Origin of the sequence: Povalibacter sp., assembly GCF_036520495.1 — a bacterium.
Classification (GTDB): domain Bacteria; phylum Pseudomonadota; class Gammaproteobacteria; order Steroidobacterales; family Steroidobacteraceae; genus Steroidobacter.
Map to the genome: position 1 here is coordinate 18,716 of NZ_DATDJO010000069.1, position 12,840 is coordinate 31,555.

12 protein-coding genes are annotated in these 12,840 nt (G+C 61.0%); 5 read left to right on the top strand and 7 right to left on the bottom strand.

The window, feature by feature from the left end:
* The first annotated feature begins 273 nt into the window (after positions 1-273).
* Complete coding sequence (locus VIZ63_RS24590; protein WP_331612482.1) at positions 274-591, top strand: HdeA/HdeB family chaperone; 318 nt, start codon at positions 274-276, stop codon at positions 589-591.
* 28 nt (positions 592-619) lie between these two features.
* On the opposite strand, the gene VIZ63_RS24595 is transcribed toward VIZ63_RS24590, so the two are convergent.
* The 3 genes from VIZ63_RS24595 to VIZ63_RS24605 form a co-directional block, all read right to left on the bottom strand.
* Positions 620-748, bottom strand: a complete 129-nt coding sequence (locus tag VIZ63_RS24595) for a hypothetical protein (RefSeq protein ID WP_331612483.1) — start codon at positions 746-748, stop codon at positions 620-622.
* Between the two features lie 379 nt (positions 749-1,127).
* Positions 1,128-2,318: an alpha/beta hydrolase gene (locus VIZ63_RS24600; RefSeq protein ID WP_331612484.1), complete on the bottom strand. Its 1,191-nt coding sequence runs from the start codon at positions 2,316-2,318 to the stop codon at positions 1,128-1,130.
* Between the two features lie 263 nt (positions 2,319-2,581).
* The gene (locus VIZ63_RS24605; protein ID WP_331612485.1) at positions 2,582-3,751 is read right to left on the bottom strand and encodes an AraC family transcriptional regulator; all 1,170 of its coding nucleotides are present in this window, start codon (positions 3,749-3,751) and stop codon (positions 2,582-2,584) included.
* A 312-nt stretch (positions 3,752-4,063) separates the two neighbouring features.
* Between VIZ63_RS24605 and VIZ63_RS24610 the strand changes: the two genes are divergently transcribed.
* Positions 4,064-4,198, top strand: a complete 135-nt coding sequence (locus VIZ63_RS24610; protein WP_331612486.1) for a hypothetical protein — start codon at positions 4,064-4,066, stop codon at positions 4,196-4,198.
* Positions 4,199-4,208: 10 nt separating this feature from the next.
* Here VIZ63_RS24610 and VIZ63_RS24615 read toward each other — a convergent pair whose 3' ends face one another.
* Positions 4,209-4,655: an FKBP-type peptidyl-prolyl cis-trans isomerase gene (locus VIZ63_RS24615; protein ID WP_331612487.1), complete on the bottom strand. Its 447-nt coding sequence runs from the start codon at positions 4,653-4,655 to the stop codon at positions 4,209-4,211.
* Between the two features lie 773 nt (positions 4,656-5,428).
* On the opposite strand from VIZ63_RS24615, the gene VIZ63_RS24620 reads away from it, so the two are divergent.
* Positions 5,429-6,604, top strand: coding sequence for a THUMP domain-containing class I SAM-dependent RNA methyltransferase (locus VIZ63_RS24620; RefSeq protein WP_331612489.1), 1,176 nt, complete (start codon positions 5,429-5,431; stop codon positions 6,602-6,604).
* Between the two features lie 408 nt (positions 6,605-7,012).
* Here the strand turns inward: VIZ63_RS24620 and VIZ63_RS24625 are convergent, their stop codons facing one another.
* Together VIZ63_RS24625 and VIZ63_RS24630 are read right to left on the bottom strand one after the other, a co-directional pair.
* Positions 7,013-7,750 carry an SDR family oxidoreductase gene (locus VIZ63_RS24625; protein WP_331612490.1) on the bottom strand — a complete coding sequence of 246 codons (738 nt, stop codon included), beginning with the start codon at positions 7,748-7,750 and terminating at the stop codon, positions 7,013-7,015.
* Positions 7,751-7,769: 19 nt separating this feature from the next.
* Positions 7,770-8,090 (bottom strand): DUF1330 domain-containing protein, encoded by a 321-nt coding sequence (locus VIZ63_RS24630; protein WP_331612491.1) that lies wholly within the window; start codon positions 8,088-8,090, stop codon positions 7,770-7,772.
* Between the two features lie 118 nt (positions 8,091-8,208).
* On the opposite strand from VIZ63_RS24630, the gene VIZ63_RS24635 reads away from it, so the two are divergent.
* Together VIZ63_RS24635 and VIZ63_RS24640 are read left to right on the top strand one after the other, a co-directional pair.
* The gene (locus tag VIZ63_RS24635) at positions 8,209-9,003 is read left to right on the top strand and encodes a 2-keto-4-pentenoate hydratase (RefSeq protein ID WP_331612492.1); all 795 of its coding nucleotides are present in this window, start codon (positions 8,209-8,211) and stop codon (positions 9,001-9,003) included.
* 228 nt (positions 9,004-9,231) lie between these two features.
* Complete coding sequence (locus VIZ63_RS24640) at positions 9,232-10,827, top strand: amidase family protein (protein ID WP_331612493.1); 1,596 nt, start codon at positions 9,232-9,234, stop codon at positions 10,825-10,827.
* Positions 10,828-11,119: 292 nt separating this feature from the next.
* On the opposite strand, the gene VIZ63_RS24645 is transcribed toward VIZ63_RS24640, so the two are convergent.
* The coding region (locus VIZ63_RS24645; protein WP_331612494.1) for a xanthine dehydrogenase family protein molybdopterin-binding subunit at positions 11,120-12,840 on the bottom strand (1,721 nt) is incomplete at its 5' end.

Sequence of the window (12,840 nt, forward strand, 5' to 3'; positions counted from 1 at the left end):
GGAGTATGCAGTTGGTGAGGCGCTTTCGGTGCGCATTGGCCCACTTCGGCTATAGCACGTCGTCTGAAACGGCGACGAGTCTGTCTGCAGCATGGGTTAAAGAATACGTCCGTGGCCATTGACTGCATTCTCCCGGTTTCCCGGCTCGACACCGAAGAGGCACGTTGGGCAGAGGTAGTGAACTGCATCGGCGCAGCGCAGCACCCTATCGTTTCGGAACTAGGGTCTGCCGGAGGCGTTACGAGAGCGCACCATTGTCATGAGGGGTGTGCCATGAGTATCAGACCTACTGTATTGATTGTTACTACGGCCTGCATGATGGCCTCAGCCATCAATATTGGACATGCGGCCGGCGCGGCAAAGAAGTCGATGGACAAGGTCACGTGCGAGGAGTTCCTCGGTCTCGATGAAACATACCAGCCAATGTACGTAGCTTGGGCGTGGGGTTATAACTACGGCCAGAGCGATCCGACCGCCGCCTGGGTGGACGTCGATGGTGTGAAAGAGATCACTCCCTACGTCGTCACGGAGTGTGAGAAGGAGCCGAAGGCCAGTTTCTGGAGCAAAGTGAAGAGCAAGTTCCATAAGTAGGCATTCCGCCCACCTGCAAGCGACACTCTCATGCCGAGTGTCGCTTGTGATTGCCGCCTAGCCTCATGCCGACGATGACAGCGATGTCGAGCACGATCCTGATCACGACGTAAGCAAAAGCCACACTGGCGCGGTGTGTCGGTGAACTCAACAACACGAACGCTCCGTAAGCGATCTTCGGTACCGAGCAGAGAGATCAACGAGGACACGCATCCATTTCCCAGCGGCTCAGCACGGGTCAGCGCGGAGAGCCGGACTGGAGTCGGGAGATTGGAAATCGATGCGTCTCCTTCAAATCGCCGACCCGCTTGCTCTTGGTGGCGCTTTCCCGTTTGCGTATGCGCTTCTATCGAGGCGACAGCGTGCAGGTTCACGATCACATGCCAAGCGACGAGAGCACACGCTCGCGCGTGCGCTCCCTGCATCCCGGACCGCTCCCTTCGAGAGACTGAGTTGGATCGAGTTGCTCATTGATGCTCCTGAATTCCGGCGATATCTTCGCCGACAAGAGCAGAGCCGTCACTTTGCCGGCTGTATCAAAAAGCGGGACCACCTCTGCCAGCAGACCGACCGCATGTCGGAAGCGCTGGATGCGTTGAGGCAACGCCAGGCACGCATTTGTCTACCCACGCGTTTCCGGCATCCTGATGATGACCAGCCTCGCGCGACGTCGGAGCGAACTTCAGGTGTCGCCCGAAGAACGGGAGCAGTCGATCCTCGACCCGTCCGTGCGCGATCCAGTTCTTGTCATACGCCGCGCCGCGATATTCCTCGGCAAAGTGCTCGATACCCGCCAGGTCCAGTTCGCGAGTGAATGACTGGTTGGCATATACGTGGTCCTGATTCGGATCGTACCGACCCCAGTCGAAGGCAATGCCCGACATCTGTCGGAGCGCGTCGGCGTGTTGCTTCAGCAGCTGATCGAGAAAGAATGTGGAGACGAGTTGCTCTTCGTGTCGGGGGTTGAGCACCAGAGTGTCTTCCTTCAGCTCGAAAATGAAATCGCAGTAGAACGGCGGACGGTCCGGATTGGGTAGATAGGCCTGAGCCATGGTCACGAAGACCTGCGCAAAAACATCCCCCTCGAGGTCAGCCCACGATTTCGCCCGATTGATCTTGCGCCAGTCGACCCGTGTCGCGAGCGGAACGAGCCCCTTGCCGGTGCCAACCGGATGCAGCGCGTAGACGGCGCTGAATTGTTCCGGATGCAGCATTGCCAGTTTCAGTGCAGCGTGGCCGCCGAGTAGATCGCCGCTGAGCCCTCGGCTTTCGCGCGTGGGCAACGTGCGGTACGTCCGATCGATAAAAGGCACGAGCTCGTCGGAAATGAAATCCAGCCAACGGCCGGTGGTCTCTGAGTTGCCGTAGAAAGTGCCGACATGCGGCGTCGTGAAGTCCGCTGCGACCAAGATGAAATCGCCGATGGTGCCGCTTGTGACGGCGCGGTCGAACACCGCTTGCGCGCCGTCCGGCTCGAACATCTGGGGACTGCTCCAGAAGATCGAGTGGAAGTGGTAGATCACCGGGTACGCCTGGGTGCTGCGGTCGTAGCCACGCGGGAGGTACACCATCACGGTGCGCTTCGGATCGATGCCGATCCGGTTGCCTTGCAGGGCTTGCGATACGAGTTCCGTCCCAATCACCTGACTTCCCGATGGAGCAGCCGCTGTGGACAGGGTCGGTCCGATGGCGAGCACGGCCAGCCACGCCAGCAAGAGAGTTTTCATGGTCCTGCCTCCGCGAACGAATCGTGAGGGACGGATGCTGGCGGCTCGTGTGTGCTCTTGGCGTCCGATCCGAACGGATCGAACCTTGCCGGAGGGAAGGGGGTGAATCACACATATGTGGATCACACATATAATGTATGTGACCGGATCACTCCGGCGTTGTACCGGACCCTCGTTCCCGTCCGCGATGACGCAAGATCGTTGCCTTCCTGCGATAGGAGTCGGGGTCGGTGAGGTGACAGGCGCCTGCGCTGCGGCGCTCGTCAGTGAATCTTCGACCGCACACTTTGCCGATACTCGCTCGGGGTCATGCCCGTGTGCTGACGGAAGGCCGTGTTGAATGTGGATTTGGAATTGAACCCGCTGTCCAGGCAGATCTCGAGCACGGTTCGGTCGCTCGATGTTTCGAGCGCGCGTTTCGCATCCTCGATGCGACGCTGATTCATGAGGTCATGGAAGGACGTCGCGAGATCCTGGTTGATGACCTGCGATACGTAATGCGGATTCTCGCGGATCTGCTCGCACAGCCGCCGCAGGCTCAGGCCGCTGTCGCGATGCAGGCGCTGCTGCTGCAAGGCGTCTTGCAACTTGCGCTTTATGCGCGTGCGCGTTGGCGAATCGAGTGCGGATCGCGAGTACTTCGCTTCCGCCTGCTCGACAGGTTCCGGATCTCCAGCTGCGGCGACCCTCTGCGGGGCGGGCGGCGCGATCGCAGCGTGCAGCAGGACGAACACGGCCCAGACTGTCACGGCGACTTCGGCGAACGCAAAGAGCGTGCCCAGTCCCATGTCCTTCCCGAGCAGCAGGCAATGCAGTGTGCGCAACAGGCCGACCAGCCAGTGTGCGCAGAACACGCAAATGAGGATTCGCAGCGCGTCCAGTTCACGCGATTCAATGCGCGCGAACAGTGATGCCGACGGACCTGCGTAGCGGCGCAGCATGCGGATGCAATCGCGCAGATACCAGCCGGCCTGCGCGAGGAACAGCCCGATGGACGCCAGCATCGTTCCGTGAATGAACAAGCTCTGCAGAGGGTTCACGACATGGGCGGGATCGACAAAGTCGGGACCCAGATGCGCCTGTCGGATCAGCGGCAATGTGAGCAACATGCCGGTTGCGGCGACGGCCACGTGAAATCCCGGCAATCGATGCCCACTCGACTGACCTGGCTGCGTGATTTCCTTGGCAAGCAGCCACAGGCAGGGGCCCAGCAGGAACGATGCAGCCATCAGACTGGAGAGCCACAGTGATTTGCCGGGCGCTGTCGGATGCTGCATCAGCCACTCGAAGACGAAGCCGAGCGATTCCAGCAGCAGGAATGTCCCGAGATAGAGCAACCCTGCGGGACGAGTAACGCTGCGGCGCACGACAAAGGAACACAGCAGGCAACTCATGACCGCGATCGCGTACAGCGAGCTGTTGAGCATGTTCATGGGCCAAGCATAGCGCCGGCGCCGGGGCGAAGGTTCGACGGTTTCGTGGTCGTTCGGAAGCGGGAAGCGCGTGTCTGGCCTCGGTCACACTGACTGGATGTCCAGGATGCAGCTCGAGTCGAACGCGTAATCTGCAGTCGCGAAGATCAAGAACGCGGCGTGCAGGCCACCCGAGCGGCCTGCAACGATTCGTCGCTTGGGTCCGTCGATTCCTGTGAGTCAGGCTCCCATCGACTCGACGCGAGTCACGCGTTGGACAGCGATCTTCTGAAAGCGATGGGGTACGACGTTCGCTCGAGCAGCGGAGCGCCAATGCGCAGCTATCAAGCGATCATGTTTACGCATGGCGACGCGAATGCTGCGAGCGTTGACGGTCAACGACCGATTGCCGGGTTCTATCGCGCAGGCTCGGATCACCGCAAAGACGGACAGGCGGTCGGCAACTGAGCCGCCTTCGCTACTTGGTCCGCAGGCCGATGAGCTCAACTTCGAATATCAGGTTCTGGTTCGGCAGCACGATCGCACCGAGTCCACGTTTGCCGTAGGCGAGTGCGGACGGGACGAACAGTTTTCGCCTGCCGCCGAGTCGCATGCCGCTGATTCCTTCTTCCCAGCCCGCAATGACTTTGCGCCGGCCAAGTCGGAATTCGATCGGCCGGCCGATTTCGCGGCTGGTATCGAACTGCAGTCCTCTGGTGCCATCGGGCTGCTGAATCCAGCCTGTGTATTGCACGCTGACGGTGTCTCCCGGCTTTGCGGGCTCGCCTTCACCCAAGGCGTCGTCCATGTACTGCAAGCCGGACGCAGTCGTGACGGCAGCGACCGGCAAAGCGATGTGATCGTCGGCACCCGTGACGGTCACGATCATCGTCGTCAGGATGACCAGCATTTTGAGCGACTTCATTCTCAGTGATCTTTTCTCAGGTCTGATGGAGAGGTGCGAATACTGCCAGCATTCGCGATGCCAGTGATCGCCTGGCTGTGCGCTAACTGAAGATGAGATTGGTGAGTACATCGAGGAGGACGCCCATTGAACCTTGCGAGTCCCTGGAGTCGCGCCGGGAAATCCAATGGACGTTCGCAAGCGAAAGGCGTGCTCCTTCCGCTGTGGGTCCGGCTTCAGCCCAAAGGCACTGCATTAAGCCCGGAAGCTGCATTTCTCTTGCCTTTGTGGGTCCGACTTCAGTCAGACTTCAGTCCGACATCCGAAGGGTTGTGCGGCTAAAGCCGGACCCACAAGGAACAAGCCCACTGACGGCCAACGAGGACACGCCAACGCCGGGGGCCCAACGAGGACACGCACCGATTACCGGCCATGCATAGCGCAACTGGTCGACCCTTAGGCGGTCGATGGATGCGTGTCCCTGGAGTCGCACGCAAAGTGAAGGCGTGTTCAGAGGAGGGTCAGCGCGGTCTTCTTCATCATGCCCATCATCTTCGTTGCGGTACGGCCAAGCACTGGCCCGTCCGCCGAGCGACCCGCAGGTGTCTGGGTTTCCTTTCTGGGTTTCCGTTCTGGGGTCCTGTCAGGTTTGACAACGCATCAGACTCCGCCGGAGGGCTACTGACGCCGCAGACTTTCGCGACTTCGCAGATTGTGCGATACATGAATACACCGCATTGCGAGTACAACAGCGCGATGTCGTCCAAATACACGAAGCACGGCACCGATCTCGAATGCAATTGATCGCAACCTGCCCCGAAGAAACCAAACCGGCCCTGGTTCTCGAACTCGAAGCCCTGGGTGCGCGTGACATCGTTCCCGGATACCGCGCTGTCGCCTTCGGGGCGAGCGAGGCTCTTTTTTATGAGCTGCACCTGAAGCTGCGGACCGCGAGCCGCATCCTGAAGGTCATCAAGGACGTGCCGGCCAAGTCGCCGGAGATGCTTCGCTCACAAGTGCGGCGCATTCACTGGGATGAGCTGTTCGACGCACGTCACGGCTTCATGGTCGACGCCCAGGGTGACGATGCAGACAAGGGCGGGATGGCGCGGAAGCAGATCATTACCCAGGTGCGCGAGAGTATCCGCGAGGTCTTCGAGCGCGCCCAGGGGGTCGCACCGGTCGTGGATCGAAGTGAGCCAAAGGTCGTCGTGGTGGCGCATCTGCGGCACGGCCGCTGTATGTTGAGCTTCGACACCTCGGGCAAGTCATTGCACAAGCGCGGTTATCGCGAGCAAGGCCATCCGGCGCCGCTCAAGGAAACACTTTCCGCGGCGATTCTCATCATGGCGGGTTACGACGGCAGCCAGGCATTCATGGATCCGATGTGTGGCAGCGGTACGATTGTGATCGAGGCTGCAATGATGGCGGTCCACAAGGCGCCACAGATCCATCGCAAGAAAGGCGAATTCCATTTCGAGTGGCTCAAGGATTTCGATCGTGATCTGTGGCGCGTCACCCAGGACCGCGTGCGTGCCGAGAAGCTGGCGGCCCCGACTGCACTCGTCGTCGGCTCGGACATCAACGCAGCCTATGTGGCGATGGCGAAGAAGAGTGCACTGGATGCGCGCGTCGAGAAGTACATGACCTTCAACACCGGCCGCTTCCAGGATGCTGAGCCGCCCGCGAAAACCGGAATCCTCGTGACCAACCTGCCGTATGGCGAACGCATTGGCAGCAGCGAGGGCGACATCGTGCAGCTGTATGAGGAAGTGGGCGACACCCTGAAACAGAAGTTCAGCGGCTGGCAGGCCGCCATCCTGGCCGCTGCCGCGTCGCCCTACAGGGCGATTGGCCTCAAACCCAAGTGCACTATTTCTCTCATGAACGGCAGCATCCCGTGCAAGCTGCTGCTGTTCGATCTGTATGCAGGAACCCGGCGTGCGCCCCGCAGTTCGCCAGCATTGTGAAAGTGAGGGGTGAGGCCGCGCCGCTTCGACTTGGGTGACGAGCGAAGACATGGCCAACGAGGATGGCCAACGAGGACACGCACCGATTTCCGGCCATGCATTGCGCAATTGGTCGACCTTGGGCGGTCAATGGATGCGTGTCCCTGGAGTCGCGAGCAAAGGGAAGGCGTGCTCCTTCCTTTGTGGGTCCGGTTTCAGCCGGACGTGACCGCCGCAGGCGGCGTTTCGCTGACGTCCGACTGAGACCAACGAGAATCCCGCGGGCAAGTCGGACCCACAGGACAGACTGTTGCGTCTTCCCTGGAGTCCTGGAGTCGCAGACGATTCCGACGGGTTGAGAGCGAGGCATTCATCTTGAGCCGACGACGTGGCAGGACACGGTCGTGCCTCACTCCCGTTGAACCAGGATCAGATCGAATTCAAGAGCCCACCGTCCACCGCGATCGCCTGCCCTGTGATGTACGACGCGCGATCTGACGCGAGGAATGCCGCGAGGGCAGCGAACTCCTCCGGCTTGCCGATGCGGCCGGTGGGAATCTTCGGTCCCATGATCGCATCGTCGATGCCCAGTTCCGTCAGGCGCTCGGTTGCCGTGTAGCCGGGTAGTAGCGCATTCATCGTAATGCCATCTTTCGCGACATCCCGGCTGACAGAGTTGACCAGTCCCAGCAGACCCGCGCGCAAGCTGTTGGAAATCACCAGGCCCGGCTGCGGTTCGCGAGCAGAGATCGAGGTGACGGCGAGAATGCGGCCCCACTTGCGTTCACGCATGTGAGGCAACACGGCGAGGATGCTTTCCACCGTGCTCATCCACAGATTGTCGAAACCCTTTTGCCAATCGGCAGTGGACAGGCGTTCGAACGCGCCAGCGGGCGGGCCGCCGGTGTTCGTCACCAGGATGTCCACGGAGCCGCCCAGCGCCTTCGCGGCCTGGGCGACCAGAGCTGCACAATTACCCGGCACGGAAACATCGCCGGCAATGCCGATGGCGCCGATCTCAGTCGCTGTCGCCGCGATACGGGTGGGATCGCGAGAAACGATGGCGACTTGAACACCCTCTGCAACCAACTCTTGCGCGATAGCCTTGCCGAGTCCCTGGGACGCGCCGAAGACGAGTGCACGACGTCCGGATATCTTCAGATCCATAACCAATCTCCAGCGGGAATCAGACGCGAGGATCCGGCGCGCCCTGCTCGGGCCGGCCTTCCTGAAGAATCATGCGGCCGTTCGTGGTTGCCGCACGCCGGAACTCCGAGAGCCGTTGATACTCGGGATCGTTGTACCAGGCCTCGGCCGAGGCGCGATCCGGAAATTCGAGGATCACCATGCGCTGCGTGAAGCTCTCGCCTTCCGACGTAGTGACCTGATCACCGCGCGTCAGAAAGCGGCCACCGTATTTTTCCAGTGTCCTCGGCGTGTGATCCGAGTACTTTCGATAAGTCACCGGATCGTGGATCGTCATCGTGCAGATCATGTAGGCGGCCATACGTCCTCCTCGATTGTCGAGTCGAGTGTAGTGTCCCGGAAGCACAAATTTTTCCTAAATGACCCGTGCTACATTGCCCGGCACTCATTTTCGAAGCCCGATGTGTCGAGGTCGAACCATGCAAGCCGATCAGGCGCGCGCCGTCGTCGATCAGTTCGAAAGCCATGTCAGGAATCGCACCCGATTCCAGCTATATCGCATCGACGGTCGCCCCGCGACACTCGACGAAGCCTATGCCATCCAAGATGAAATCCTGGCGCGGGCACTGCGTTCCGGCAGCGATAGCATCGCGGGCTACAAGATCGGACTCACCACCGAGAAAATGCAGAAGTTCTGCGGTGTCGGCGAACCCATCGCTGGCCGCATTCTGGGAAGCACCGTGCACGCGAGCGGGGCGACTCTGCGCCAGTCGGCGTTTCATCGGTTGGGCATCGAGAGCGAGTTGGCCTTGCGCATCGGCAGGGAAGTGCCCGTTGGGCAACCAGAGGCCAACGTCAACGATTTGATCGAATGCGTCGACGCCATCGCGGCGGCGTTCGAAATCATCGACGATCGCGATGCCGACTACGCCCACCTCGAAGCCAGCTCCATCGCCGCCGAGAACAGCTGGAACAAAGGGATCGTGCTCGGCGCAGCCACATCGGCTGTTGCCTTTGGCGATCTGTGCGGTCTGCAGGGTCAGCTGCTCGTCAATGGCGAATCAGTGGCGAGCGGATCCAGTAACGACGTGATGAATGGTCCGCTCTGGGTGCTCGCCTGGGTGGCCCGTTTTGCCCAGGCAGCGGGACGGCCACTGCGACCCGGTCAGTGGATCATGACCGGCTCCATCATCCCGACCCGATTCGCAGTCACAGGGGATACCTACTCGTTTCAACTCGGCCCGCTGCCGGCGGTGAACGTAGCAATCATCTGAAGCCGGCATCGCGACCAATGATCTCGCAATCCGTCACCGTGCATGCGAGGCCCGCGACGCCCGTTCGTGGCGCAGTCGCCGCGCATAATTTTCGCGCGTGGCAATCCGATCGCTCACTAATGCCTCCGCACGCCAAAGAACGGCGCGATTCCGCGCCCGCGTGGATTGATTTTTGCTGGCATGCATCCTGCTTTCGCCCATCAGGTCCCATCCTTCCTGGAGTTCCCAATGCGATTGCATCGTTCCTTCGACCTGGCGACGCTGGCCGCGTTGCTGATCGGTTACACCGCCTGCGTGCAGGCAGCGACCATCGATTTCGACGCGGCGACGATCGGCGATCTCAACCAGGCCTTCCAGGCAGGAACACTCACCTCCGAACAACTGGTGCAGCACAGTCTCGCGCGCATCGAGGCCTACGATAAGCAGGGACCGAAGCTTAATGCGGTCCTGACGCTGAATCCTCAGGCACTCGAGACCGCCCGAGCGCTTGATGCCGAGCGCAAGAGCAAAGGCCCGCGCTCGCCGCTGCACGGCATACCAGTGCTGTTGAAAGACAACTTCGATACGTTCGACATGCCCACCACCGGCGGCTCCGTACTGCTGGAAAACTGGGTGCCACCGGACGATGCGTACGTCGTCAAAAAACTCCGCGATGCCGGTGCGATCATTCTCGCCAAGGTCAATCTGTCCGAGTTCGCCTCCGGAGGCGCGCACAGCTCGATCGGTGGCCAGACGCTCAATCCTCACGATCTTCGGCGCACTCCCTCCGGCTCATCGGGCGGGACCGGTGCCGGAATTGCAGCGGCCTATGCGCCATTGGGCCTGGGCACGGATACTGGCGGCTCCATCCGCGGACCTGCGACCGCCAACGGCATCGTAGGTTTGAAGCCCACGCATGGACTGCTCAGTCGCGACGGCATCATTCCGCTCTCGCTCACTTTCGACACCGGCGGTCCCCTGGCACGCAGTGTTTATGACGTTGCCGTGTCTCTTGGAATCATGACGGGCGTGGATCCCGCCGATCCAGCGACGCAGAAGAGCAAAGGGAAATCCGTCCCCGATTACACTCGTTATCTCAAGGCCGACGCGTTGAAAGGCGCTCGCATCGGCATCGCCCGCGATTTTCTCGGCGCGGATCAGGACGTCGACTGGGTGATCGAATCGGCGCTCGAGTCGATGCGCAAAGCGGGCGCGACCGTGGTCGACGTGCGCGTTCCCAAGTGGCTGCTGGATAGCAAAGAAGAGTTCTATGCGGCCATCCGCCGTCCGGAGTTCGCCGTTCAGATCGGTGAGTATCTCGCTGCGACCGGCACCGGCTATCCAAAGAACCTCGAGCAACTGATCGAGCGCTCCAACGAGGTGAGATCGCTGCGTCCTGGCGGCGGCAGCCCGAACCCCGTGCGCTGGACGCTGTTCAAGAAAGAAGCGGAGAGCGGCAAGCTCGATGACTACCGTTATTTGTCCGTCCGCGATCACGCCCTGCCGATGGTACGAACCGTGGTCGAAGGCATCCTGGCCGCCGAGAAACTCGATGCAATCGTCTATCCCACTTCGCCTCGCCGCCCGGCATTGATCGCGCAGGACAATCCAGCACCCGATGTGAACTCGGCCACCAACATCGCCAATCTCACCGGCTTTCCCGATCTGATCGTGCCTGCGGGTTTCACCACTGACGATCTGCCGGTGGGCATCTCGTTCCTCGGCCCCGCTTTCAGCGAGCCTAAGTTGCTGGCGCTCGGTTACAGCTTCGAACAAACAACGCGCGCACGGCGGCTGCCTGTGAGTACGCCAACGTTGCCGAATGAAACGCTCACGGTGCCGTGATCACCTCGGGACAGATAACATAAACACGTAACAAGGACACACGTAACAGGGACACGCATCGAATTCTGGAGTGATTCTGGAAATCGATGCGTGTCCCAGGCGCCGCGCCCGACTCCGCGCAGGCGAGCGGTCGCAAGTTCACACGCTGATTCGATGGGTGGCGGCGAAGTTCGAGTGCGGACTCATCTCGTTCATTTCGCCGCCGCCGATCGTGGCTTCTGCTGTCATTCGATTTCGAGTGGAGGTGTTGCCATCGGGTTGCATGAAGCAGACCGGCCTGTCTGCGTAACGTTCACGTCACGCGCGTTTCTCTTCGGAAGGGCATCGAGCGGATCCGCTTTCCGGTGGTCGCAAAGATTGCGTTGGCGATAGCAGGGGTGACGATGCCGACACTGACTTCGCCGACGCCGCTGTATCTCGCGTGCCCTGAGAGCGCGCCGGTGTGGATGCGAATCACGCGCGGTACGTCGGCCATACGGATCATGCGGTAGCGATCGAAATTGCCCTCGACGATGCGACCGTCTTCGATGTTGAGCTCCTCGTTCAGACACATGTTCAGTCCGAAGAGCAGGCCGCCTTCGAGTTGGGCGCGAACGGAGTCTTCATCGAGCATCTGGCCACAGTCGAATGCCAGATCGATGGCGTGAACGATCAAGTCACCAGAGTCCTGGACTTCGACGGTGGCGATGGCGGCCACCGTCGTGCCTTCGTGCGGCTTGCCTTGCATGCCCCAGTTGGCGATTGCGATGCCTTGACCATGGCCTTTCGGCAGTTTGCGGCCCCATTGGGCGCGCGCAGCCACTTCCTTGAGACAGTTCGCCCAAGCCGGGTCGGGCCATTTCGCAGCGAGCCGCAAGCGATACTCCAGCGGGTCGATCCGTGCCTTTGCCGCACACTCATCGATGAAGGATTCGAGAAAGAACGCGTGCGTGTTGTATCCGGGGCCGCGGTACTGGCCGGTGAGGATGTGCATGGGCACGGTCGATTTCTCGATGTGCACATCCTGAATGCAGCCGTTCGTGTAGGCGGTGTTCTCCAATCCGAGCAGTAAGGGGCTATGGCCTGCCACGTGGACATGCAATGCCTGAGGTAATCCATCGGAGTCGAGGCGCGCGCGCATGCGGGCCGCTTGCAGGTCGCGATACTTTCCCTGGCGGAAGGTTTCTTCACGAGACCAGACGACGTGAATCGGCGTGCCGGGAAATTTCTTCGCGACCGCGAGCACCATGCGCAGGTCGTCGCATCCGACACGACGTCCGAAGCTGCCGCCAACGAGCGGCAGGTGAACGTGAATGTTCTCGGCTCCAACGCCTGTCTCCTCGGTCGTGATCGCCAGCGCCTGCATGACTGCGGCGACGGGATGCCACAGCTCGACGCGATTGCGTGTCACGAGCGCGGTTCCATTCAGCGGCTCCATCGTCGCGTGTTCACTGAAAGGCGTGAAGTAGGTCGCCTCGATGAGCTCGCGCTCGGCCTCGTCGAAAGCGCGGGCGTTGCCAGCGGCTTTCACTTGTTCCCCGGCGGGCTCGTCCAGGCGTTTGAGCACGGCTTCATAGACCTGCTGCGTGCTCTTCCAGCGGGTACCCTCGCCATAATCCCATTCGATCGGCATGGCCTGTAGTGCCTGGCGAGCCTGCCAGTAGTGTTCGGCGACGATCGCAATGGCACTGCTTGGATCGGTGTGGGCCCAGTAGGCGGGCTGCTCGACTTTCTTGCGCGGTTCCGACGGATCGACCGCTGCGTAGCCGCGTACGCCGGGCATGTCACGGACCGCATTGAAGTTGAAGCTCTCGAGCTTGCCGCCGTGCACCGGGCATTGAAGGAGTGCAGCGTAGAGCATGCCTGGCAATCGTATGTCCATCCCGTAGACGGACGTGCCGTCGACGATGGAGCGAACATGCAGGCGCGCGGGACTTTGCTTCGTCAGCACTCGCCATTCTTCACGACGCTTGAGTGTCGGCTCCTCGGCCAACTCGACGGAAGCGGCCAGTGCGGCGAACTCGCCATAACGCG

Bases quoted from the DNA above. Each gene is read 5' to 3' on its own strand.
- VIZ63_RS24625 (WP_331612490.1), bottom strand. From the start codon at position 7,750: ATGGATCTGAAGATATCCGGACGTCGTGCACTCGTCTTCGGCGCGTCC.
- VIZ63_RS24615 (WP_331612487.1), bottom strand. From the start codon at position 4,655: ATGAAGTCGCTCAAAATGCTGGTCATCCTGACGACGATGATCGTGACC.
- VIZ63_RS24640 (WP_331612493.1), top strand. From the start codon at position 9,232: ATGCGATTGCATCGTTCCTTCGACCTGGCGACGCTGGCCGCGTTGCTG.
- VIZ63_RS24600 (WP_331612484.1), bottom strand. From the start codon at position 2,318: ATGAAAACTCTCTTGCTGGCGTGGCTGGCCGTGCTCGCCATCGGACCG.
- VIZ63_RS24605 (WP_331612485.1), bottom strand. From the start codon at position 3,751: ATGAACATGCTCAACAGCTCGCTGTACGCGATCGCGGTCATGAGTTGC.
- VIZ63_RS24590 (WP_331612482.1), top strand. From the start codon at position 274: ATGAGTATCAGACCTACTGTATTGATTGTTACTACGGCCTGCATGATG.
- VIZ63_RS24635 (WP_331612492.1), top strand. From the start codon at position 8,209: ATGCAAGCCGATCAGGCGCGCGCCGTCGTCGATCAGTTCGAAAGCCAT.
- VIZ63_RS24630 (WP_331612491.1), bottom strand. From the start codon at position 8,090: ATGGCCGCCTACATGATCTGCACGATGACGATCCACGATCCGGTGACT.
- VIZ63_RS24610 (WP_331612486.1), top strand. From the start codon at position 4,064: ATGCGCAGCTATCAAGCGATCATGTTTACGCATGGCGACGCGAATGCT.
- VIZ63_RS24620 (WP_331612489.1), top strand. From the start codon at position 5,429: ATGCAATTGATCGCAACCTGCCCCGAAGAAACCAAACCGGCCCTGGTT.